General features: G+C 63.8%; 20 protein-coding genes. 8 read left to right on the top strand and 12 right to left on the bottom strand.

Translation table 11 applies throughout. The features are described 5' to 3' along the window. Window positions 1–83: 83 nt before the first annotated feature. The 10 genes from ACCO56_RS27870 to ACCO56_RS27825 all read right to left on the bottom strand — a co-directional run bounded on the left by ACCO56_RS27870 (window position 84) and on the right by ACCO56_RS27825 (window position 11,099). Window positions 84–881, bottom strand: a complete 798-nt coding sequence (locus ACCO56_RS27870) for a hypothetical protein (protein WP_433644186.1) — start codon at window positions 879–881, stop codon at window positions 84–86. 89 nt (window positions 882–970) lie between these two features. After that, entirely contained in the window at window positions 971–2,011 is a 1,041-nt protein-coding gene (locus tag ACCO56_RS27865) for an L-idonate 5-dehydrogenase (protein WP_433644185.1), read from the bottom strand. Further along, on the bottom strand, window positions 2,008–3,414 hold the full coding sequence (locus ACCO56_RS27860) for a TRAP transporter large permease (protein ID WP_433644184.1): 1,407 nt from the start codon (window positions 3,412–3,414) through the stop codon (window positions 2,008–2,010). The genes ACCO56_RS27865 and ACCO56_RS27860 overlap by 4 nt, the downstream gene beginning before the upstream one ends. Window positions 3,415–3,417: 3 nt before the next feature. After that, entirely contained in the window at window positions 3,418–4,002 is a 585-nt protein-coding gene (locus tag ACCO56_RS27855; RefSeq protein ID WP_433644183.1) for a TRAP transporter small permease, read from the bottom strand. Between the two features lie 199 nt (window positions 4,003–4,201). Beyond that, the gene (locus tag ACCO56_RS27850) at window positions 4,202–5,176 is read right to left on the bottom strand and encodes a sialic acid TRAP transporter substrate-binding protein SiaP (RefSeq protein ID WP_433644182.1); all 975 of its coding nucleotides are present in this window, start codon (window positions 5,174–5,176) and stop codon (window positions 4,202–4,204) included. A 36-nt stretch (window positions 5,177–5,212) separates the two neighbouring features. Further along, window positions 5,213–5,959, bottom strand: a complete 747-nt coding sequence (locus ACCO56_RS27845; RefSeq protein ID WP_433644181.1) for a FadR/GntR family transcriptional regulator — start codon at window positions 5,957–5,959, stop codon at window positions 5,213–5,215. A 335-nt stretch (window positions 5,960–6,294) separates the two neighbouring features. Next, window positions 6,295–7,365: an NAD(P)H-dependent flavin oxidoreductase gene (locus ACCO56_RS27840; protein ID WP_433644324.1), complete on the bottom strand. Its 1,071-nt coding sequence runs from the start codon at window positions 7,363–7,365 to the stop codon at window positions 6,295–6,297. 120 nt (window positions 7,366–7,485) lie between these two features. Then, window positions 7,486–8,991 carry an amidohydrolase family protein gene (locus ACCO56_RS27835; RefSeq protein WP_433644180.1) on the bottom strand — a complete coding sequence of 502 codons (1,506 nt, stop codon included), beginning with the start codon at window positions 8,989–8,991 and terminating at the stop codon, window positions 7,486–7,488. 392 nt (window positions 8,992–9,383) lie between these two features. Continuing rightward, window positions 9,384–10,199, bottom strand: coding sequence for an IclR family transcriptional regulator domain-containing protein (locus ACCO56_RS27830; protein ID WP_433644179.1), 816 nt, complete (start codon window positions 10,197–10,199; stop codon window positions 9,384–9,386). A gap of 45 nt (window positions 10,200–10,244) precedes the next feature. Then, window positions 10,245–11,099, bottom strand: coding sequence for a dioxygenase (locus tag ACCO56_RS27825; protein WP_433644178.1), 855 nt, complete (start codon window positions 11,097–11,099; stop codon window positions 10,245–10,247). 168 nt (window positions 11,100–11,267) lie between these two features. Here ACCO56_RS27825 and ACCO56_RS27820 point away from each other — a divergent pair, with 168 nt between their 5' ends. The 4 genes from ACCO56_RS27820 (at window position 11,268) to ACCO56_RS27805 (ending at window position 14,272) form a co-directional block, all read left to right on the top strand. Then, window positions 11,268–12,080 (top strand): citryl-CoA lyase, encoded by an 813-nt coding sequence (locus tag ACCO56_RS27820; protein ID WP_433644177.1) that lies wholly within the window; start codon window positions 11,268–11,270, stop codon window positions 12,078–12,080. Next, a complete protein-coding gene (locus ACCO56_RS27815) occupies window positions 12,077–13,222 on the top strand; it encodes a CaiB/BaiF CoA transferase family protein (protein WP_433644175.1) in 1,146 nt (381 codons plus the stop codon). The genes ACCO56_RS27820 and ACCO56_RS27815 overlap by 4 nt, the downstream gene beginning before the upstream one ends. A 178-nt stretch (window positions 13,223–13,400) precedes the next feature. Beyond that, complete coding sequence (locus tag ACCO56_RS27810; RefSeq protein ID WP_433644174.1) at window positions 13,401–13,709, top strand: hypothetical protein; 309 nt, start codon at window positions 13,401–13,403, stop codon at window positions 13,707–13,709. A 29-nt stretch (window positions 13,710–13,738) separates the two neighbouring features. Then, window positions 13,739–14,272 carry a Kazal-type serine protease inhibitor domain-containing protein gene (locus tag ACCO56_RS27805; RefSeq protein ID WP_433644173.1) on the top strand — a complete coding sequence of 178 codons (534 nt, stop codon included), beginning with the start codon at window positions 13,739–13,741 and terminating at the stop codon, window positions 14,270–14,272. A gap of 45 nt (window positions 14,273–14,317) precedes the next feature. Here ACCO56_RS27805 and ACCO56_RS27800 read toward each other — a convergent pair whose 3' ends face one another. Then, the gene (locus tag ACCO56_RS27800) at window positions 14,318–15,748 is read right to left on the bottom strand and encodes a basic amino acid/polyamine antiporter (RefSeq protein WP_433644172.1); all 1,431 of its coding nucleotides are present in this window, start codon (window positions 15,746–15,748) and stop codon (window positions 14,318–14,320) included. Between the two features lie 465 nt (window positions 15,749–16,213). Here ACCO56_RS27800 and ACCO56_RS27795 point away from each other — a divergent pair, with 465 nt between their 5' ends. Further along, a complete protein-coding gene (locus tag ACCO56_RS27795; RefSeq protein ID WP_433644171.1) occupies window positions 16,214–16,774 on the top strand; it encodes an HdeD family acid-resistance protein in 561 nt (186 codons plus the stop codon). A gap of 153 nt (window positions 16,775–16,927) precedes the next feature. Next, window positions 16,928–17,323: a DUF1214 domain-containing protein gene (locus ACCO56_RS27790; RefSeq protein ID WP_433644170.1), complete on the top strand. Its 396-nt coding sequence runs from the start codon at window positions 16,928–16,930 to the stop codon at window positions 17,321–17,323. 76 nt (window positions 17,324–17,399) lie between these two features. On the opposite strand, the gene ACCO56_RS27785 is transcribed toward ACCO56_RS27790, so the two are convergent. Continuing rightward, window positions 17,400–18,512, bottom strand: coding sequence for a CaiB/BaiF CoA transferase family protein (locus tag ACCO56_RS27785; protein ID WP_433644169.1), 1,113 nt, complete (start codon window positions 18,510–18,512; stop codon window positions 17,400–17,402). A gap of 486 nt (window positions 18,513–18,998) precedes the next feature. Here ACCO56_RS27785 and metH point away from each other — a divergent pair, with 486 nt between their 5' ends. Both metH and ACCO56_RS27775 read left to right on the top strand, forming a co-directional pair. Continuing rightward, entirely contained in the window at window positions 18,999–22,793 is a 3,795-nt protein-coding gene (metH, locus tag ACCO56_RS27780) for a methionine synthase (RefSeq protein ID WP_433644168.1), read from the top strand. Between the two features lie 363 nt (window positions 22,794–23,156). Beyond that, window positions 23,157–23,501, top strand: a complete 345-nt coding sequence (locus ACCO56_RS27775) for a hypothetical protein (protein ID WP_433644167.1) — start codon at window positions 23,157–23,159, stop codon at window positions 23,499–23,501. Window positions 23,502–23,770 lie beyond the last annotated feature (269 nt).

The following is a 23,770-nucleotide window of genomic DNA, read 5'->3' as shown; positions in this document are numbered from 1 at the left end:
AAGTGCCTGGCCGGTACCAGCGATCGATGGGCTCTGTGTCCTCGCGCCGGTCTGGAAAAAGCTGACCGAAACTGGAGCGTGCTCTAAATGCCGCTTCCTTCCTTGATCACTCGCAGCTGCAGATAGCTCACTCCAGCGGCGACGACCAGCACGGTCGGGAACACTGCAAAGACTATTCCGGCGCCGAATGCGACGCCTCGCGCCGGAAGCAAGGCCGCAAGGAATGCGATAGGCACGCACAGGACGGACGCGACCGTAGCAACGACGACTATCAGGGAAAAAAGACCCCAGCGGCTGCCCCTGCTCAACGTGGCGCTGCGCTTCATGCTGGTGAGTACGCCGCACCTTTCCTGGACCTGAACGGGGATGGCGAGAAACCAGCGCAGCAGTATGTAAACGGTGGGAATGACGAACACGACGATTCCAAGGGCCTGCTGGTCGGGAAGGAATGTTTCGAAGGCGACCAGGAGCATCATGCAGAAGAAAATCGGCAGACATGAGAGGAAGACGATGCCGGCGATCGACAGCGCGACGGTAACGCCTGTCTCCAGACAAGTATCGAAGGAGGGTTTCCTTCCCTCCAAATCGTCGATGGCTATCCGCGATACTGTGGCCAACAGGATCACCATCAGGCCAAATTTGATCAGCCCGATCAGCAATAAGACGACTGCTTCGGCCAACTGAGACGATTCGGGCAGGATTACCGTATCTTCGAGTACCGCGCCCGGCACGAAATATTCGAAGATAAGCATTGGCAATCCGCATAGGAGCGCGGCAAGCCCCAGGATCAGGCCGATATTGCGCCCGATGACGCCGAACGTGTCGGCGATTGCCCTGCCGATAGCGAATCCCTCCGGACCGTCTGCCGACACTACGGACATCTGCCCCTCCCTAACCCCGAAATCAACCATAAATTGCAGTTGGCCGATCGTCAATCCAGCGCGTATTCTCGAAACGAAGATCGAAGGGGTTATGCCGTCAGCACCACTTTGACGCTTTGGCTGCGGTCGAGCGCGAGGCGGAAGGCTTCAGGCGCTTGCGCGAGCGGGCGGCTGGATGTCACGAGGCGGTTCACTTCGATCGTGCCGGATGCAATCAGCTCGACGGCTTTCGTGAATTCGTCGCCGAAGCGGAAGGACCCGCGGATGTCGATCTCCTTCGCCATGATCGAATTGGCCGGCACGGGAATGTCGCCGCCTGGCAGGTTGCCGATCTGGACGAGGGTTCCACCCCGCAGGACATGGCGGATCGCCGAGGCAAGCCCGGCTGCCGTGCCGGAGACCTCGAAGGCGACGTCGATGGCGTGGTCTCCGGCGAGCGCCTCGAGTTCGGCTTCGCCGCCCGAGATGTCGACCGTGTGATCCGCGCGGAGTTTTCGGGCAAAGGCAAGGGGCGCCTCGGCGATGTCGACGACCGTGACGGCGCCGGCACCCGCGAGCTTCGCGGCGAGCATGGTGAGAAGCCCGATCGGGCCGCCGCCGAAAAGAGCGACATGGGCGCCGTCAATCGCACCGGCGCGGGCGGCTGCGTGCAGCGCGACGGCAAGAGGCTCGGCCAGCGCGGCATCGGCCAGGGAGACGCTTTCGGGCAACACCGTGCATTGCGCCGGCACCGCGTCGAAGAACTCGGCGAAGCCGCCCTGCATATGCGGGGTCTTCGAGGCGGACCCCATGAAATAGATGTTCTCGCAGAGGTTCGGCCGACCCTCGCGGCAACGGGAGCAGGCACGGCACCAGCGTGAGGGGTTGACGGCGACGCGGTCGCCCGGCTCGAGGCCGCCGACGTCCCCCTTCGTTTCGACGATCGTGCCGGCGATCTCGTGACCGAGGATGAGCGGCTCCGTCACCACGAAATTGCCGGTCCTGGCATGACGGAAGTAATGCAGGTCCGAGCCGCAGATGCCGCCTGCTCCGAACTCGATCCGCACCATGCCGGGAGCGAGTGGCGCGAGGGCATGTTCGACGAGGCGCAGATCCTCCGGCCCGTAGAGCGTGGCGGCAGTCGTTTTCATCGGATCAGGCCCAGTTGCTGCGGCAGCCACAGCGAGACGGCCGGTATGAAGGTGATGATCATCAATGCCACCAGCAGCGGCACCAGCCAGGGCAGGATCGCCATGGTCGTGCGCTCGATCGACATCTTCGAGATCCGCGACAGCACGAACATCACGACCCCGACCGGCGGGGTGAGCAGGCCGATCATCAGGTTGAGCGTCAACACCAGTCCGAAATGGACGGGATCGATGTCGAATTTGGCGATGATCGGCATCAGGATGGGCACCATGATCGTGATCGCGGCGATGGTGTCGAGAAAGCAGCCGATCCCGAGCAGGAGCAGGTTCACCAGGATCAGGAACACCCATTTGTTGTCGGTGAGGGAGAAGACGAAGTCGGAGAAATACTGCGCTGCCTGGCTGACGGTGAGCAGCCAGGCGAAGATCGAGGCGGCGGTGACGATGAAAAGCACGGAGGCCGTCGTCTCGATCGTGTCGAAGCTCGCCTTTGCCAGCGAGCGCAGCGTCATCGAGCGGTACCGCACCAGGCCGAGAAAAAGCGACCAGATGACCGCCGCCACCGCCGCTTCCGTCGGCGTGAACCAGCCCATCGTCATCCCGCCGATCAGGATGATCGGCGTCATCAGCGCCATGACGGCGGAAAAGTCGAAATACCAGTCGAGCGCGACCAGCGCGACGAGTGCGATGCCGACGGCGAGGTTCGGCGAAAGGCCCGCCAGCATGAGCAGGTAGACGGCCACCGGGAACGCAGCGACGGTGAGGACCTCTGCTGAAGCGGCGGCGAGGCGGCGCATGCTGAAAGGCGTGTCCGAGCCCCAGCCACGGCGATAGGCGAAGAAGGCCACCGTTGCCATCATCAGGAGCATCATGACCACGCCGGGCAGGATGCCAGCCATGAAGAGGGCGCCGATCGAAACATTGGCCATCATGCCGTAGATCACGAAAGGCAGCGACGGTGGAAAGATCGGGCCGAGCGTGGAGGAAGCCGCGGTCACGCCCACGGCGGCCTCGACGGGATAGCCGTGGTCCTTCATCGCCTTGATTTCGACCGTGCCGAGGCCGGCCGCGTCGGCAAGGGCGGCGCCCGACATGCCGGCGAAGACGACCGACCCCAGAATATTGACCTGCGCCAGGCCGCCTTTCATCCAGCCGACCACGGCGAGCGCGAAGGTGTAGATGCGGCCGGTGACGCCGGCGGTGTTCATCAGGTTTCCGGCGAGGATGAAGAAAGGCACGGCAAGCAGGGGAAAGCTCTCGACGCCCGCTATCATGCGCTGCGCCGCGATGATGTCCGGCGCGACGCCGTAGAGGACGAGATAGAGGAGGGACGCCACGGCCATCGACACGGCGACGGGAACGCCCACGAGCATAAGCAAGAGGAAGGAGCCGATCAGCAGCAGCATGGCTCAAACTCCATAGGTGTCGAATTCGGCGGGCCGCTCGAGCACCGAATAGCCGCGCCTGACATCGGCGATGAAGACCTGGATCTGACGCACGAGCATCAGGACGAATCCGGCGAAGACCGAATAGAAGACGATGTTGCGCGGCAGGTTGATGGTGACCATGCGCTCGCGATAGACGACGCCGGTATAGCGCCAAAGCAGCCAGCTCATATAGGCGAAGAAGCCGATGGTGAGGAGGCTCACCGCAAGGGCGAGCACACGCCCGGCGCGCTTGGGCAGATAGCGGTAGAGCAGGTCCACATGGATATGGCGCATCATCCGCGTGCACATCACCGAGCCAAGGAAAACAACGACGACGAGGCAGTTGATCGCGATCTCCTCGGTCCAGGCGTAGCTGTCGTTCAGCACGTAGCGGGTGAAGAACTGCAGGAAGACGCAGACGGCCATGCCCCAGAACACGGCCAGCGTGACCCAGTCTTCCACGGCATAGCGGGAGAGATCGGCGGGCGCCGTCTCCTCCTCGAAGGCATGCGCCAACTCCTCGGCGGTGACCTGGGTGTGGTGTTCGTCGGCGGCGGTTTGCGTCATGGGATGGGCCTCGATGCTGTTGGTTGGTCCTTGCGGGAGGGGACCCCTCATCCGACCGCTTCGCGGCCACCTTCTCCCACAAGGGGAGAAGGTGGAGTTTTGCCGAGGCGCTCCTGTCAATCGCAAACGCTGGCGTTTGGCATCGGCGTTGCGGCCGGTCTTCCCTTCTCCCCTTGCGGAAAAAGGGTAAACTCCCTCGCTATTTTACCGCCTTGATCGCTTCCCAGTCTTCCTTGCGGTAGCCGAATTCCTCGAAGGTGACCTTCTCCATCACCGTCTTCTCGAAGTCGCTCTTGTCGACCTCGGTGACCGTCAAGCCCTTGTCCTTGAAGCCCTGGACGAGTTCCTTCTCGCGCGCGACGATCTTGTCGGTCGCCCTCTTCGCCGCCTCCTGCATGACCTCTGTGAAGATCTTCTTGTCCTCGTCGGAGAGCTGCGACCAGCGCGACTGCGAGACGATTGTGTTGAGGTGATCGACGATGTGGCCGGTGAGGACGATATGCTTCTGCACCTCGTAGAACTTCTTGGCCTCGATCGTGGTGAGCGGGTTCTCCTGCGCCTCGACGGTGCCCTGCTGCAGGGCGAGATAGACTTCGGCAAAGGCGATCGGCGTGGTGTTCGCGCCGCAAGCACGCGGCATGGCGAGATAGGCCGGGACGTCGGGCACGCGGATCTTCAGACCCTGCATGTCGGCGCATTTTTCGATCGGCTTGTTGGAGGTCGTGTGGCGTGTGCCGTAATAGGTCGTGGCGGTGATGTGATGGCCCGAAGCTTCCTCGTAGCCGGCCGTCAGTTCCTTGTACTTGTCGGATTTGGTGTAGGCGAGGAGATGGTCGGCGTCACGGAAGATGAAGGGGAAATAGGTGACCCCGATCGGCGGGAACTCGCGCGCCGCGAAGCTCGAGCCGGAGATGATGATGTCGACCGTGCCGAGCGTGAGCCCCTGGTTGATGTCGGACTCCTTGCCGAGCTGCGAGGCAGGGAACACGTCGATCTTGTAGCGGCCGTCGGTGCGCTTCGCGATCTCCTCCGCAGCCCAGACGGATTCGGTGTGGAAGGGCTCCGAGGTCTCGTAGACATGAGCCCATTTGAGCGCGGTCTGCGCGAGCGCTCCCGAGATCGGCAGGGCGAGCGCCCCGACTAGGCCGAGAATTGTCGTGGTCAGGCGTTTCATGCACTTCCTCCTTGTGCTGTTTCGCCGGGGTTACCATCACCCCGTATGCTTGGATCTTGCCTCCTTGCGCCGCCGCCCCCCGACGGCGGTGCTCGTTCCGAAACCTTCCCCCGAGAAGCGCGATTGCGAGCGCTGGAGATGCTCCTTCATGGCCGCGCGCGCGGCGGCCGGATTGCCGGCGGAGATGGCGTCGCGAACGGCCCTGTGCTCCTCGAGCGCCGCTCGCCAAGTCTCTTGGTCCTCGAAATAGCTGGAGAGCCGCTCGAAATAGGGGTTCATGCGCTGGTCGAAGAGTTCGCCCACCACGCGCACCAGGACAGCGTTGTCCAGCATGGCGGCGACGGTGGTGTGGAAACGGCGGTCGAGCTCGATCGTGGAGCGGGAAGGATGATCTTCCCCGGCCATGCGGTCGAGCACCTCGTCCATCTCGGCAATATGCCCAGGGGTCACGTGGCGAGCGGCTTCCTCGGCGAGCGCCGCCTCGATGAATTCGCGGGCGCGCAGCAACTCGAACGGACCTTCGCCGGGAAGGGGCAGGGGCGCGTTGCCCGGCGGCTCGGTGACATAGATGCCGGAGCCGACGCGAATGCGCACACGGCCCTCGACCTCCAGCGCGATCAAGGCCTCGCGGATGGTCGGGCGGGAAATGCCCATCTTCTCGGCAAGCTCGCGCTCCGTGGGGAGCCGATCGCCCACGGCATATTCGCCGCTGTCGAACAGCTGCCGAAGCTGGTCGGCGACCTGGCGATAGAGCCGGCGCGGAACGATGGCCTCGATGGGCATGTTTCCTCCCTCAGGCGGTCAATTGGCCTGACCAATTCAAGGTGCAGGAGATTTGAGGGGGAGTCAACGGGGCGTAACGCGGGCAGTCTTCGGCGTCGTGGATGCGGCCATGTAACGGAATGGATACTCGGATCAACCTCGCTTCGCTCGGGTCCGAGTATGACGAAGCTTCTAGGGCGATGCCAGTCGCCAACGTCGGCGATTGGCGGATACTCTCAACGCATTCGTCATACTCGGACCCGAGCCCAAACGGCGAGGTTGATCCGAGTATCCATTCCGTTAGCTATCGGCCGGCCACCCGACGATGCAGATCACATGCTCGCGCGGCACGCCCGTCAGGCGGCTCCGAATTTCGCCAACGCCTCGTCCGCCAACCGTCTGGTCAGTTCGCCGGCGGAGAGTTCTCGGCCCAGGCGGGCGGACTGACCCGACCAAAGCGCCATGAAGTCGCCCGATCCCCTGGGTTCCGATGCGGATCGCAGCGGCGCCAGCGCGCCTCCGGCAAGCGGAAAGGCCGGAGCAAGCTCCGACATCGGCCCGACCTCGCGCACCACGCGGTTCAATATCCCACGCGCCGGCCGCCCGGTGAACACGTTGGTCAGCACGGTCTCATCGTCTCTTGCGGCTTTCAACGCCTGGCGATGAAGCGCTGCGACGCGGGCTTCCGGACAAAAGAGATAGGCGGTGCCGATCTGGACCGCTGACGCTCCCAGCGCGAAGGCGGCTACGATGCCGCGCGCGTCGGCGATGCCACCGGCTGCAATCACGGGCACCTTCACGGCGTCGACGACCTGGGGCACGAGGGCCATCGTGCCGACTTGGCTGGCGATGTCGTCCGTCAGGAACATGCCACGGTGGCCGCCGGCTTCGGAGCCCTGCGCGATGATGGCGTCGCATCCCCGTTCCTCGAGCCAGCGTGCCTCCGCGACCGTGGTTGCCGACGACAGGATCTTTGCTCCGGTCGCCTTTACGCGTTCGAGAAGCGCCTGCTCCGGCAGGCCGAAATGGAAGCTGACGATTTCGGGTCTGGATTCTTCGAGAAGTTCACAGAGTTCGCTGTCGAACGGAGTCCGATTCGACGTCGGAACAGGGGCCTGCGGATCGATGCCCAGTTCAGCATAGTAGCCGGCGAGCCGCTGCCGCCAGGCTCTCTCCCGCTCCGCATCCTGCTTCGGCGGCTTGTGACAGAAGAAGTTGACGTTGATGGGCTTCGATGTCCGCTGCCTGACTATGCCGAGCTCGTTCCGGAATTGATCGGGGCTGAGCAGCGCGCATGGCAGGGAGCCTAGCCCGCCCGCCTCGGCCACCGCGACCACCATGTCGGAAAGGACCGGCCCTGCCATTGGAGCCTGGATGATCGGCAGCTCGATGCCGAGCAAATTCTGAATGCGCTCATCAGGCCACATGTGCATGTCTCCGGTCTCGTGGATGGTGACGACCATAACATGCCCTCGCCCTGCGATGACACCTCCCTTCGCTGCGGTTTGCTCGCCCTCCGTCGTTCAATCCTTTCGTTGCAGCCGGCCCTACGCCCTGAACAGGTCTTGCGGCACGCCAGCCGCCTCGAACAGGAAGTCGCGGCTGGCTTCCAACTCGCCGCGCAGCTTGGGCAGGTCGGCATCGAGCAGCCGGCCCTTCCATTTGCGGATCCTGCCGGCGACGATCACCGTGTCGACATTGCTGCGCTCCATCAGCGTGACCACGGCGCCGGGCACGTGGTTGAGCGGCGCGACATTGATGGCCTTGGCATCGAGCAGGATGATGTCGGCTTCCTTTCCCGGCGTCAGAGAGCCCACCTTGTGGTCGAGTTTCAGGCCTTTCGCGCCCTCCATCGTGGCGAAACGAAGCACGTCGCGCGAGGCGAGCAGGGGAGGCAGGTTTTCTTCGCCGCGCAGCGCCGCCTCGTTGACGAAGACACGCTGCAAGGTGAGCGCCGAGCGCATCTGGGTGAAAAAGTCGGCGGTCATGGTGCATTCCACGTCGGTGGAGAGCGAGGGCTGCAGTCCGAGGCCAAGCGCCTTTTGGATGGGCGGCGTGCCGTGCCGCATGGTCATCTCGATCGGAACGGAAAGCGAGACGTGGGCGCCGGCGTCGGCGACCGCCTTCCACGCGAGATCGGTCATCCCTGTCATATGGATGAAGATATTGTCCGGACCGAACTGACCGGAGCGTGCCAGCTCGTCGAAGGTCGGGGCCATGCCGAAGGTGCCGACGACGTGCAGCGCGATGGGGATGCCGAGCTCGCGCCCGATGCGCCAGGAGTTCTCGTAGCCCGGAATGTAGATCTCGCCACCCATCACCATCGTCAGGAGCTGGTCGTCGGATGAGAAGTAGCGCGACTTCAGGCGATGAGCGTCGTCGGGATATTTCGTCTTGTCGCCCCAGCCCTCGAAATAGCCGAAGACGGAGCGTCGGCCGGCATCGACCTGGGCCTTTACGGCCGCGTCCGAGTGTTCGGGCGAATGATGGATCTGCGAGACGTCCATGACGGTGGTGACACCGGCGTCGAGCTGGGCCAGCGAGCCGAACAGTTCGTTGACGTAGACGTCGTCGGGCCGATAGGCCAGCGAGAACTTCTGCAGGATGTGTTCGTAATAGTTCACCGCGCCGTGCGGCTGGCCGTCATTGACCAGGATGCCATCGGCCAGGAAGCTGCGCAGCGCCGTCTCGAAAAGGTGGTGATGCGTGTCGATGAAGCCTGGCATGACGATCATGCCCTCGGCGTCGACCGCCTGCGCATCGCCCGCCTCGAGGTCGGGACCGACGGCGGCGATCGTGCGGCCGTCGATCAGTACGTCGGCCTTCGCGAAGTCACCGACGGCGGGGTCCATGCTGAGCACCGCGCCGCCGCGGATCAGCATCTTGCGCCCGGCCTTGCCGGTTTCGGCGGGGATCTCATGCGCGCCGGCCACGCCGGCGGCCAGGTAGTTGGATGCGTGGGCCGCTACGCCCGCCGCGCCCGAAGCCAGCAGGAAATCGCGATGCGAACCGGCGCCGGATTGCGGGCGCCATTCCAGGCAATAGCGGCACATGATTTTCCTCCCAAGGACACAAGATTTCGCTATACGAAAATAATTTCGCAGGGTAAGCGTATTCTGTAGACTTGAGCCCTGTCAAACGCTTTGGGCCGACCGCCTGGGTCGGCACGCGTCGCCGTCGGCAGGTTTTATGTCCTGCACCGTCGGGCAGCCGGCCGCCAGGGAATGGATACTCGGATCACCTCGCTTCGCTCGGGTCCGAGTATGACGATAGGTGCCGTGGCAAACGCCAATCGCAAACGTCGGTGGTTAAGGGAAGCACCTCAACGCAGTTCGTCATACTCGGACCCGAGCCCGCGCCAGCGGGCGAGGTTGATCCGAGTATCCATTCCGTTCTCAAGCGGCCGCCCGCCCCACGGGGCAGGACAATGGGAGGCGCGGGGTTTCTACCGCGACGCGATGATGGACTCGATCACGGGATAACGCGACAAGGTCTGCGCCAGGCGGGCAGCCGAGGCCCGCAGGGCCGGCAGGCGATGGGCGACGAGGTCTTCAGCCGTCGTCATGCCGCTGTAGCCGGATGTGTTGAGCGCGGCGATGGTGCGGCCCGAACTGCCGCGGATCGGTACGGCGAGCGCGGTGATGCCGTAGTCGAGCTGGTCGACGGTGGTGGCGAAATTCTGCTGGCGCACTTCTTCGACGATGCGGCGCAGCTCCTCCTTGTCGACGACGGTCTTTGCCGTCAGCGCCACCGGCTTGACGGCCCTCAAATAGTTGTTGAACTCGGCGTCCGACTGTGCGGCAAGCAGGACGCGTCCGAGCGAAGTCACATGAGCGGGATAGCGGGCGCCGACCACCGCGGTCGGCCGCCGCGCCCGCTGCTCCGAATAATGCGCGATGTAGAGCACGTCGTGGCCCTCCAGCGTGGCGACGGAGGACGCATCGCCGAAGGTCCCGACGAGTTGGCGCAGCTCCGGCTGAAGCACCTCGTCGACCCGCGCCGAGAAATAGAAGGCCGAGCCCAGGCTCATGACCTTCGGGCGCAGGTGAAAGCGCTTGTTGGTCTGGCCGACATAACCCATCGCCTGAAGCGTGATCAGGCTTCTGCGTGCCGCCGCTGGGCTCAAGCCCACCCGGCGCGCGACCTCGCTCAGCGTCATCTCGGGGTGATCGGAGCCGAAGCTCTCCAGGATCGAGAGGCCCTTGGCGAGGGCCTCGACGAACTCAGCCGGACGGTCGTCTTTCGTGGGAACGTCAAGCATCGGAGCTCCAGGACAAGGCCGAACTCAAAGGCGGCCAAACAACATTCATGCCGGGGCAAGCACGAAGTCGAACCCGATCATCGCGTCGGGCTGGCGCTCCAGTTCGATATCGCCAGCCTTGCCGGGTTTGTAAGGCTCGAGCTTTGCCACCAGCGATCTGCGAACACCAAACACGGCGTCATTGTCAAGGTAATCCGTGTTCTCGAAGAAGAGCTCCGTCACGATGCTGCGCATGCCGGGGGACCGGATCATGAAGTGAAGATGGGCTGCCCGCCAGGCGTGCCTGTCGCCGGCGCGAAGAAGGTCTCCGACGGGGCCGTCATAAGGCACGGTGTAGGGTTTGGGCAGCACCGTGGTGTAGTAATAGCGACCCTCTCCATCGGCCTCGAAGATGCCGCGCAGGTCGTATTTGTCCTGGCCCGCCTCCTGGATCGGATAGGTGCCGGACCCGTCGGCCTGCCAGGTGTCGACGATCGCGCCGGGCAGGGCGTGGCCGAGCGTGTCGCGCACCACACCGTGGCACAGCACGGATACGCCCTCCCGCTCGCCGGCAATATCCGCGCCCAGCCGCTTGCGCGGGGCGTTGTCGAGATAGAACGGGCCGAGATTGCTGCCTTCGGTCGCGCCGCCGCGCGTGTTGATCATGTCGACGAGCGCGGAGAAGCCCAGCACGTCCGACAGCAGGATGAATTCATGGCGCTCGGGCGTGGAGATCTTGCCGCAGTCGTAGAGAAAGGTGAGCACCCGCATCCATTCGTCCTGGCTGAGGTTGGTCTCCCGCGTGAAGTCGTGCAGGTGATCGATCAGCTTCTCCAGGAGAAATTTGAAGCGCGAGCCTTCCTCCGTGCGGAAGCTTTTCTTGACCGCTTCGGTGATCGTGAACTGGTTGATATCTTTCATGCAATCCCTCCCTCCAGAGCCTCCATCGTACCTTCCGATTTTCGGGCCGATTTTCGGGCCATGCGGCCGCTGACAGCTCATCGGCCGGTTGACAGAAGCCTATTCCTTACCGTAGCTTGCGGCAAGTGAAAATCTTTTCGGAATGCGAAATATTGGCGGGCGAGACGCATGCGGATCGGAAAACAGGACAAGGCTCTCACGGCCATCGCAACCTCGGATGCCGACAGCATAACGGTGCGGGGCCATGATCTGTGCCGCGACCTTATCGGCAAGATCGATTTCACCGACTATTTCTGGCTGCTGGTGACGGGCGCACGGCCGACCGACACGCAGCGCGCCGTGACGAATGCGTGCCTTGTGGCGATCGCCGAACACGGGCTGGTGCCGAGCGTGCAGACGGCGCGCATGACGCTCGCCGCCGGACCGGAAGCCTGGCAGGGCGCGATGGCCGCCGGCCTGCTCGGCATGGGCTCGGTGGTGGCCGGCAGCTCCGAAGCGGCGGGTCGCTACATCGTCGAGGTGCTCGGCAGCAGCCGAGAGCCTGGCGTCGGCCTCGAGGCGGCGGCCCGGCGCAGCCTCGAGAGGCTCAAGGCCAGCCGAAGCAAGGTGCCCGGCCTCGGCCACCCCCAGCACAGCGCCGGCGATCCGCGCGCCGACGTGCTGCTCGAGCTCGCCGACGATCTCGGCGTCTCCGGCGACCATGTCAGGACGCTGCGCGTCCTCAGCGATCTCGCGCCCGGTATCATCGAGCGGCCGCTTCCGATCAATATCTCCGGCGCGATCCCCGCCGTGATGCTGGACGCCGGCTGGCCGGTCGAGGCGCTGAAGGGCGTACCCCTCCTGGCGCGCGCGGCCGGGCTTGTCGCCCATCTCTACGAGGAATCACGGCGTTCGATCGGTTTCATCCTGTCCCATCACGCCGATCTCGCCATCGCCTATGACGGCGGCGTTGCGGAGCCGCTTCCCGGAGACACGGAATGACTGGAATCCTGGCCGATTTCCGCGTCGTGGAGATGGGTACCTACATCACCGGGCCGGCGGCGGCCATGCATCTGGCCGATCTCGGCGCCGACGTGATCAAAGTGGAGCGGCCGGGTTCGGGCGATCCGTTCCGGGCCTTCAAGGGCGGACTCTATTCGCCCCACTTCCAGACCTACAACCGCAACAAACGCTCTATCGCGCTCGACACGGCCGAGGCCGACGACAGGCGGGTCTTTCACGACCTCATCGCGACGGCCGACGTGTTCATCCAGAACTTCCGGCCGGGCGTCGCCGAAAAGCTGGGAGCCGGCGACGCGGAACTGAGGCACATCAATCCGGGCCTCGTCTATTGCGCGATCAGCGGGTTCGGCCAGACGGGCCCGGCTCGGGACAGGCCCGCCTACGACACGGTGGCGCAGGCGGCGAGCGCCTATCTCAGGCTGCTCACGCCCCCGGCCAGCCCGCGCGTGATCGGTCCGGCCATCGCCGATGCCGTGACCGGCCACTATGCGGCACTGGGCATCACGGCCGCGCTTCTGGAAAGGTCGAAGACAGGCAAAGGGCGCCGGCTCGACATTTCGATGCTGGAAGCCATGTGCCATTTCAACCTCGACAGCTTCACCCATTATTTCAGCGTCGGCGAGGTAATGGGACCGCTCAGCCGGCCCATGGTGTCGCAATCCTACACATTCGCCTGCTCCGACGGCAAATGGATCGCCATCCACCTGTCGTCGCCGCAGAAGTTCTGGGAAGGCCTGGCCGCTTCAGTCGACCGACCGGACCTTCTGACGGACCCGCGCTTCGCCGAACGCCCGAACCGCATCCAAAACCAGCAGGGCCTGATCGACATCCTGACGCCGATCTTCGCCACACGCAGCCGTGCGGAATGGTGCGAGATCCTCTTGGCCGGGGAGGTCCCGCATTCGCCGGCCTATGATTCCGATGAAGCGCTGGAGGATCCGCAGGCGAAGCACCTCAACATCGCCGTTGAGGCGATGCATCCCACGATGGGGCCGTTCCGAACGGTGCGGGCGCCCTACAGCTTCGACGGAAAACCGGAGCTGGAAGTTCTGCCGCCGCCGGTGCTCGACGAGCACGGCGGCGATATCCGGGCCGAGATCGCCCGCCGCAAGACGGGCTGAGTGAAGTCGCCAAAGGGGACGGCCAGCACAATCTCGGGATTCTCCGCTAATCTCTTCTCGCGCCAAGCGAGATAGATTGCGCCCAACGGCTTGACTTCAAAGCGAGTCGATCCATGTCCGGTCCCATGACTGCGGAGGTATCATGATGCCGTTCGACAACCGTAAGCAGGTCTAGCGCATGTCCGGCCCCGAGCTCGCCATCGTGACGGTCATCGAATTTCTCTGCGGCGCAGCCGTCGGCATCGCGCTTGGCCGCCGGGTTCACAGCCTGAGCTGGGGCCGGCTGACCGACGGTCTGATCGGCGGCATCGGCGGACTGCTCTTCGTATGGCCCTCCGCGCGCTTTCCAGGTGTGGGACGTTTCATCGGTCACGCGGCGAACGGCTTGACGCCGACAGTCCTGATCGGAGCGGCAATAGCAGGGTTGATAGGGGGAGTGATCCTGGTTGCGCTTGCTGGCTTCGTCAGGGCACTCATTAAAGGCTGATACTTTTCTGGATCAAAAGAGGTGACGCAATGTCGATCGGCGCACGTCAGTTCCTCGCTCTCTTCCTCGTTCTCGGGGCGACGGCGGCCTGCACGGTCGAAGTGGACCAGCGCCCCGTTCCCTCGCGTCCACAGGCCTGCACCTTCGAGCATGCGCCGGTCTGTGCACAACGCGGCGGCCAGCAGCGGACCTTCAGCAATGCGTGTCTGGCGCGCTCCTCCGGGTTCCGGGTCCTGCATCGTGGCCAATGTCGTCCAGGCGGTGGTCCGGTTGCCGGCGGGCCCGTCGCTTGCACGCGGGAGTTCGCGCCTGTCTGCGCCCGGCGCGGCAACCGGGAGCGGACCTTTGACAATCCTTGCCTGGCTCGCTCCGCCGGGTTTCAGATCCTGCATCGCGGGCAGTGCCGTTCAAGCACCGGGCCGATCGCCGGCCGACCCGGCGCCTGCACGCGCGAATTCGCACCGGTCTGCGCGCGGCGCGGCAACTTCTCGCTTACGTTCGACAATGCGTGCCTGGCACGCGCCGACGGTTTTCGTCCTATTCATTCGGGACGCTGCCGCTGATATCGGCCGGTTGGCTCTACGTCGGGATCTCGGATACGCGGGCGCTCAAACGGTGATCCGCCCCGTCAGGAGGCCAAGGATCGCGATCACGGCCCCAATTGCGGCTACGGCGAACACGAGAGTTTCGGCCTTTGCGAAGGCCTGCCTGTTCTGCTCCCTGCGCGCAATCAGGTAGAGGATCGTTCCCGGCCCATAGATCGCCGCCGACAAGACCAGGTGTTTCGCACCTGCCGCGTAGATCAGCCCCGCCGTATAGATCACCGCGATTGCGGCGCGAAAGAAATCGTTGCGCCGGCCTTCTGGATCCGCCCCGTATGTCTCGCCGGTCCAGACCAGCTTGAGGGCATAGGCCGCGACGAGAAAATAGGGGATCAGGATCATCGAACTGGTGAGCTCGAGCGCCAGCGTGAATGCATATTCGGCAAAGAGCGTCAGGACCAGAAAGACCTGCACGACGAGGTTGGTCAGCCAAAGGGCGCTCGACGGCACGCCATTCCTGTTCTCGTGTGCCAGGAAACGGGGCATGGTTTCGTCCTTCGATGCGCTGAACAGGATTTCGGCCGCGAGGAGCACCCAGGACAGATAGGCTCCGCCAACCGAGATGAGCAGCCCAACGCTCACGAATACGGCACCCCAGGGACCGACCACCGCTTCGAGAACACCCGCCATGGACGGATTGCGCAGGGCCGCCAGATCGGGCCTCAAGAGAACGCCATAAGACAGGATGGTCACCAGCACGAGCAGGCACAGCACGCCGAGGAAGCCCAGCAATGTGGCGAGGCCGACATCCCCGCGGTTCCTCGCGTAGCGTGAATAGACGCTTGCGCCTTCGATGCCGACGAACACGAAGACAGTGACCAGCATCGTCGCGCGCACCTGCCCGGCGACGCTTTGGAAGCTCACCTCTTCTCCGCCCCAGAAATTCGCGGCGAAGATCTCGGCATCGAAAGCGAAGCCGACAACGACGATAAACAGCAGGATCGGTATGATCTTGGCGAAGGTGACGATCCTGTTGAGTGCCGCCGCTTCCCGAATGCCTCGCAGGATCATGACATGCATCGTCCAGAGCAGGATGGAGGAAACCACCACCGCGACAACCGTGTTGCCGTCGCCGAACACGGGAAAGAACAGGCCCAGCGTCGACTTGATCAGAACGAAATAGGACACGTTGCCCAGAAGGGCGGCCGACCAGTAACCCAGCGCCGACAGGAAACCGAGATAGTTGCCGAAGCCGGCCTTGGCATAGGCGTAGATGCCTGCGTCGAGTTCCGGCTTGCGCCGCGACAAGGTCTGGAAGATGAATGCCAGCATGAGCATGCCGACGCCGGCGATCGCCCAGGCGAAGATCGCGCCGAACGGGCCTGTGGCCCGGCCGAAGGCTTGCGGGAGCGAGAAAATGCCGGCTCCCACCATCGATCCGACGACCATCGCCATCAAGGTCGTGAACGAGAAACGCTGCTGCTGGGCTCTTTCCATGACTCGGACTGGTCGGAATGTTTCTAGACGCTGGTGGGGCTGAATTCTCGATCTGAAACACTAGCCGTCTGCGATGCTTTTGTGATCAGCGACAAATCCCGGAACTTTGCATCACGTCCCATAGGGAACAAGATGTTCGAGGCAAAACCTGGAGCATTTCCACTTTTCTTCAAAACGCGACAGCGCTCTATCTAATTGTTTTTACGCAAATTCCGGACGCAAACCGCTTCGCACTTTTGCTGGAATTGCTCTAGGCGGCGCCAGCATGGCTGTAGCGTTGGCGTCGGATTTCGAGGCGTTCTCAGGTCGAGGCGATCCTCGCAATGAGAGAATATGCGGTGCCGGCTCATCCAATGAATACTTGTCCGGTGCCAGCATTCGGTCCGCTTGCGGCCGGTACGTTGTTCGGTCTAAGCTTACGTCTTCTGGATATTTTTGTTTATTGAAACGTATAATGGTGATGTCATGGCCGAAGCATCGATAAACCCGCCGGAAGCCCAGCAAGCGGGGAAGAAGTCTTTTTGGTTCGTTGTGCTGGGCGTGATCGTCCTTGCTGCCGGCCTGATTGCCGCGGCCAATCTTTTTCTCGCGACGGTCATCAGCGTCCTGTTCGTGGGGGCGATGATGTTCGCGGGAGGCATTCTTGAGATCGTGCACTCCTTCGGCGTCAAATCCTGGGGCCGGTTCATCCTGTGGTTCCTGACCGGCGTTCTCTATGCGATCGCTGGCCTGTTGACCTTCTACAACCCGCTTCTCGCCTCGGCGATCCTGACGCTTCTTATTGCCGCGAGCCTCGTGGCTGCAGGCGTGGTGAGGATTTTTGCCGGCTTCACGCAGCGGCAGTCGAGCGGCTGGGGCTGGATGGTCGCCGCGGGCATCCTCACGCTGATCGTCGGCGTGGTGATCTTCCTGCGTTGGCCGGTCAACAGCCTTTGGATACTCGGCATTTTCCTGGCCGTCGACCTGATGTTCCAGGGACTGTCCTATATCACCTATGGCCTCGGCCTGAGGGGCCGTACGATTTGAAGGCGCGGCCTGGAACAGCCCGCGGGAACGCTTTGCGTCGACGCGTGCAGCATCGCTGATTTTCTCGCTGCAGAATGCAGAATAGATAGCGGCGAACGCATTCTCGATGCCCGGACCCTGTTCCACTACATGGCGACCGGGATCACGCCGGCAATGGCCGCGGCCAAGCCCGGCACAGGGTCGGCCTATACCGGAACGGCGCGGGATCCCAACCGCGAGTACCTGGACGGCGGCAAGACCGACAAGGTCACGCTCCCGGCGACGATTCCAGCCAACCGGTTTTGGTCGTTCACTGTCTACAGCAACCAGACGCGGTCCATGCTCGAGACAGACCAGAAGCTTGCCGGGCTTGACAGCACGCTACCGAATTTCGCGATGAATGCCGATGGCTCGGCGACAGTCTGGTTTGGCCCGACAGCCCCTGCAGGGCAGGAAGAAAATGGGTGCAGACCGTGCCGGGGAAGGGATGTGCTGCTGCGGCTCTATGGCCCGCTCGAGCCTTGGTTCGACAAGAGCTGGAGACCCGATGATCTCGAAGAGGTCAAATAACCGGCCCCTCCACCCTGGTCTGCAGCCTTCCACGGTGCACGAGCACATCGCGCGATCTTTCACCCTCCCCGGGTGGTCACGCTTTTTCCACCCAATCCCTTAGCACCGAGTCCGTATCCGTTCCCGTCCGGGGGATCGGGCCCGGATCAGCCGTGGGGGTGGCGGAAAAGCGCGGGGCAGGGGCGGCCTGGAGGGCGCCGTCGATCTCCCGGTAGACGCCGCGGGCGGCCATGTGCGGGTGGCGCGCCGCCTCGTCGGGATCGAGCACGGGCGCGAAGCAGACGTCGGTACCTTCGAGCAGGGCGCACCACTCGCCGGACGAGCGCATCGCGAAGAGCTCCGCCAGCCGGCGCCTGAGCTCGGGCCAGGCCTTGGCGTCGTAGCCATTGGCGAATTCGGGATCGTCGGCCAAGCCGAGCTTCTCGCGCAGCAGCCGATAGAATTTGGGTTCGAGCGCCCCGAGCGAAACGAAGCGGCCGTCGGCGCAGCGATAGGTCGAATACCAATGCGGCCCGTCCAATATGCTTTCGCCGCGCGTCGAGACGAACTGGCCGGCGGCCTTGAGGCTCAGGATCAGGTTCATCATGTGGGCGCTGCCGTCGACGATCGCCGCGTCCACCACCTGACCCTTGCCGCTTTCTCGCGCGTTCATGACGGCGGCGAGGATGCCCACCGCAAGATAAAGCGCTCCGCCGCCGATGTCGCCGACCAGGGTCGGCGGCGAGAGCGGCGGCTCTCCAGGCTCACCCGAATACCAGAGCGCGCCGGATAGCGCGACGTAGTTGAGATCATGGCCCGCCGCGTGCGCAAGCGGCCCCTCCTGGCCCCAGCCCGTCATGCGCCCGTAGACGAGGCGCGGGTTGCGTCCCAGGCAGGTTTCCGGGCCGAGCCCCAGCCGCTCCATGACGCCCGGCCGCATGCCCTCGATCAGGGCGTCGCAGTTTTCGACGAGGTCGAGGACGGTGGCGACGTCTTCAGCAGACTTGAGATCCACCGCGATCGAGCGCTTGCCGCGGCTGGTGATGGCCGCCTTGCCGAGCGCGATGTTCTCGGGGTTGGGCTCACGCCGGTCGACGACCACCACGTCCGCGCCGAGATCTGCAAGCAGCATGCCGCAGAAGGGCGCCGGCCCGATGCCCGCGATTTCGAGAACCCTGAGGCCGGAAAGCGGCCCCTTTCGGCTGGTCATGCATTTCCTCCCCGCATGCTCCGACACTGTCCATATCAGCAAGGGCATGGCGCACCACCCCCGTGACAGGCGATCCCCGCACCCGACAGCATGGCATGCCGGGTGTCAATACGAGCATGAACCGGTGTGGCGAACCCTGGAGAGGAAAAGCCCTTCGTCCTGCTCACGCGCCGAAAGCCTCCTCCCCCTCTCCGTCTCGGCTTCGCCGAGCCACCTCTCCCACACATTCGTGAGGGAGAGGAATTGCCCGCCGCACGCTCGGCGCCTTTCCTCTTCCCCATGAAATGGGGGAGAGGTGGCTCGGCGAAGCCGAGACGGAGAGGGGGGCTCGTCGTACGCGCCCTGCGAGAGGGTGGGCCGAAGGGGCGGGTGAGAGATGGAACCGGCAAGGATCGGGCCGTTCCATGACGACACGGGGCACGTCCGCATATTGACATAAAGATGTCTTTATGTGATTGGAGGGGCTTGTCGCAGTAAGGATTGAAGATGTCGCAATCACCGTCGCCGCTCGATAACCTGTTCGGCGCGGTAGCGCCCAAGCCCGACGGTTCGGAGGTGCTCGCCGCGCTGCAGGCCGCGGCACGCGAACGTATCCTCGTTCTAGACGGCGCCATGGGCACGCAGATCCAGGGCCTGGGCTTCGACGAGGATCATTTCCGCGGCGACCGCTTCGACGGCTGCGCCTGTCATCAGAAGGGCAACAACGACCTCCTGATCCTCACCCAGCCCAAGGCGATCGAGGAGATCCACTATAAATACGCGATCGCCGGCGCCGACATCATCGAAACCAACACTTTCTCCTCCACATCGATCGCTCAGGCGGATTACGGCATGGAGGACATGGTCTACGAGCTCAACCGCGACGGCGCGCGGCTGGTGCGCCGCGCCGCGCTGCGCGCCCAGCAGGAGGACGGCAAGCGCCGCTTCGTCGCCGGCGCGCTCGGGCCGACCAACCGCACGGCCTCGATTTCTCCCGACGTCAACAATCCCGGCTACCGCGCCGTCACCTTCGACGATCTCAGGATCGCCTATGGCGAGCAGCTTCGCGGTCTGATCGACGGCGGCGCCGACATCGTCCTCATCGAGACGATCTTCGATACGCTGAACGCCAAGGCGGCGATCTTCGCGGCGGAGGAGATCTTCGCCGAGAAAGGCGTGCGCCTGCCCGTCATGATCTCCGGCACGATCACCGATCTTTCCGGCCGCACGCTTTCCGGCCAGACGCCGAGCGCCTTCTGGCATTCGGTGCGCCATGCCAAGCCTTTCACCATCGGCTTGAACTGCGCGCTGGGCGCGGCGGCCATGCGCCCGCATCTCTCCGAACTGTCCGACGTGGCCGACACCTTCGTCTGCGCCTATCCCAATGCCGGCCTGCCCAACGCCTTCGGCCAGTATGACGAGAGCCCGGATTATATGGCCGCCCAGGTCGAGGAATTCGCCGGGGAAGGGCTGGTCAACGTGGTGGGCGGCTGCTGCGGCTCGACACCGGACCATATCCGCGCCATCGCCGAGGCGGTGAAGAAGCATCCGCCGCGCGCCGTGCCCGAGCACAAGCCGCTGATGCAGCTTTCCGGGCTCGAGCCCTTCACGCTGACCGACGAGATCCCCTTCGTGAATGTCGGCGAGCGCACCAACGTCACGGGATCGGCCAGGTTCCGCAAGCTGATCACCGCCGGCGACTATGCCGCCGCGCTCGACGTGGCGCGCGACCAGGTGGCCAACGGCGCGCAGATCATCGACGTCAACATGGACGAGGGCCTGATCGACTCGAAAAAGGCGATGGTCGAGTATCTCAACCTCATCGCCGCCGAGCCCGACATCGCCCGCGTGCCGGTCATGATCGACAGCTCCAAATGGGAGGTGATCGAGGCCGGCCTGAAATGCGTGCAGGGCAAGGCCATCGTCAACTCGATCTCGATGAAGGAAGGCGAGGAAGCCTTTCTTCACCACGCCAGGCTGTGTCGCGCCTATGGCGCGGCCGTCGTCGTCATGGCCTTCGACGAGCAGGGCCAAGCCGACACGAAGGCGCGCAAGGTCGAGATCTGCACCCGCGCCTATCGCCTGCTCACGGAAGAAGCGGGTTTCGCACCGGAAGATATCATCTTCGACCCCAACATCTTCGCCATCGCCACCGGCATCGAGGAACACGACAATTACGGCGTCGATTTCATCGAGGCGACCCGGGAGATCATCCGTACGCTGCCTCACGTGCATGTGTCGGGGGGCGTGTCGAACCTTTCCTTCTCCTTCCGCGGCAACGAGCCCGTGCGCGAGGCCATGCATGCCGTGTTCCTCTACCATGCCATCCAGGCGGGCATGGACATGGGCATCGTCAATGCCGGCCAGCTCGCCGTCTACGAGTCGATCGATCCCGAGCTACGCGAGGCTTGCGAGGACGTCGTGCTCAACCGCAAGCCCAAAGCGGGGGGCACGGCGACGGAACGCATGCTGGAGCTCGCCGAGCGCTACAAGGGCGCCGGGGCTCGCGAGGCCAAGGAAAAGGATCTCGCCTGGCGCGAATGGCCGGTCGAGAAGCGGCTCGAGCACGCGCTGGTCAACGGCATCACCGAATTCATCGAAGCCGACACGGAGGAGGCGAGGGTCAATGCCGAGCGCCCGCTCCATGTGATCGAAGGGCCGCTGATGGCCGGCATGAACGTGGTGGGCGACCTCTTCGGCGCGGGCAAGATGTTCCTGCCGCAGGTCGTGAAGTCGGCACGCGTCATGAAGCAGGCCGTGGCCGTGCTCCTGCCCTACATGGAAGCCGAGAAACTGGCCAATGGCGGAGCGACGCGCGAAAGCGCCGGCAAGGTGCTGATGGCGACGGTGAAGGGCGACGTCCACGACATCGGCAAGAACATCGTCGGCGTGGTCCTGGCCTGCAACAATTACGAGATCATCGATCTCGGCGTCATGGTGCCGGCGACGAAGATCCTCGAAACCGCCCGCGTGGAGAAGGTGGATATCATCGGGCTTTCCGGCCTGATCACGCCCTCGCTCGACGAGATGGCGCATGTCGCTGCCGAGATGGAACGCGAGGGTTTCGATATTCCGCTGCTGATCGGCGGGGCGACCACCAGCCGGGTGCACACGGCGGTGAAAATCCATCCGCGCTACGAACGCGGCCAGGCGGTCTATGTGACCGACGCCAGCCGCGCCGTCGGCGTGGTGTCTTCCCTGCTGTCGCCCGAAATGAAGCCCGGCTATGTCGAGAGGCTGCGCGAGGAATACCGCAAGGTGGCCGACGCCCATGCGCGCTCGGAAGCGGAAAAGCAGCGCCTGCCGCTCGAGCGGGCGCGGGCCAACGCGCATCGCATCGACTGGCCGGCCTACCAGCCGCCCAAGCCGAAGTTCCTCGGGACGAAAGTGTTCGAGACCTGGGACCTGGCCGAGCTCGCCACTTATATCGACTGGACACCCTTCTTCCAGACCTGGGAACTCAAGGGGCGCTACCCCAAGATCCTGGACGACGAGCATCAGGGCGAGGCCGCGCGTCAGCTTTTCGCCGACGCGCAGGCGATGTTGAAGAAGATCATCGACGAGAAGTGGTTCAGGCCCAGGGCCGTGATCGGCTTCTGGCCCGCCAATGCGGTGGGCGACGATGTCCGTCTCTTCACCGACGAGAGCCGCTCGAAGGAGCTAGCCACCTTCTTCACACTGCGCCAGCAGCTCACGAAGCGCGACGGCAAGGCCAATATGGCGCTGGCCGATTTCGTGGCGCCGGAGGGCAGCGGCAAGGCCGACTATCTCGGCGGCTTCGTGGTGACCGCGGGTATCGAAGAGGTGGCAGTCGCCGAACGCTTCGAGCGTGCAAATGACGATTATTCCTCCATCATGGTGAAGGCCCTGGCCGACCGTTTCGCCGAAGCCTTCGCGGAGCGCATGCACGAGGTCGTGCGCAAGGAATTCTGGGCCTACGCGCCGGAGGAAAGCTTCACGCCGGAAGAGCTGATCGGCGAGCCCTATCAGGGCATTCGCCCCGCGCCGGGCTATCCCGCCCAGCCTGATCATACGGAGAAGAAGACGCTCTTTGCGCTGCTCGACGCGGAGCGGCAAGCCGGGGTGAACCTCACCGAGAGCTTCGCCATGTGGCCGGGTTCCTCGGTCTCGGGCCTCTACTTCTCGCACCCCGAAAGCTATTATTTCGGCGTCGCCAAGGTCGAGCGTGACCAGGTCGAGGAATATGCCAGGCGCAAGGGCATGGAGATCGGCGAGGTCGAGCGCTGGCTCGGCCCGATCCTCAACTACGTGCCCGCAGCCTATGCGGAGGCGGCGGAGTAGGGCAGCGAACCTCGAAGGGCGCGCTGAACAGCGTTGCGCTTCAGCCTATTGTTGCAGAAATGCAACCATCGAGAGAAAGAGGCGAAACCACGTCAATTTTGCGATTGCCGTGGGTCAATTAACGTGTGTCTTATTTCCTGGGGCTTGATGGGATGTTTTCAGCGCGAGCTGAACCCTTACATCGAGAGCGAGGACGATGCAGCGTCGTACCACCAGTTTCCGGCTGCGGCTTAGTCCGTCCGGAATAGCCCTGATTTGGGGATCTGTTTCCCTTTCTGCAATCAGCGACGCGCAACCTGCTACCACGGACGCCATCGGCGACCCGATCGGCCACGGCCGCCGCATTAGAAGCAGAAGAGGGCGATGCCTTTCCGCCACGGCCGCCTCGATCGCATCGAGTCTGCGCCGATGAAATTTGGTGGTCTCTTAGCGCAAGTCGCCAGACTGCTTGGCAAATCAGAACGCGGAATCGCGAAGGAGCTGGGGCTTTCGGTGGCGGCGCTGCGCTCGCTGGATGGTCCCGCCTGCCCGCGCTATCTGCGGCTCGCCGTCGCGGCGATGGTTCTCGACATCAATCCCGATAAGGTTTTGTCGAGGTCCGCCGCTTCGTCTCCGCCCCGTCCACGAGACCAGCTCACCGACATCGCTCCCGAGCATAGCGTGAACGCTTCCGAAGTGGCGCATCTGGATCGCAGCCTCGACGATTAGCTTGGCTTTTTTTCTTGAACACAAACATTGCCCCGGGAAGGTCGGCGCCCGGCACCCCCTCTGTCCTGCCGGACATCTCCCCCACAAGGGGGGAGATTGGCTGTCACGCACGTTCTGACCAATCATCGACGTGGCGGAAGAGGCACTGACGCCGAAACTGCCAATCTCCCCCCTTGTGGGCTACGACATTCACACATCTCGCGTATCGTCGGCACTTCCTGGAGCCCCCCTCATCCGACCTCGCTTCGCGAGGCCACCTTCTCCCCAAG

The organism is Mesorhizobium sp. 1B3 (assembly GCF_050958605.1).
GTDB lineage: Bacteria > Pseudomonadota > Alphaproteobacteria > Rhizobiales > Rhizobiaceae.
The sequence above is the reverse complement of the archived record's forward strand: the minus strand, read 5'-3'. Positions and strand labels throughout refer to the sequence as shown.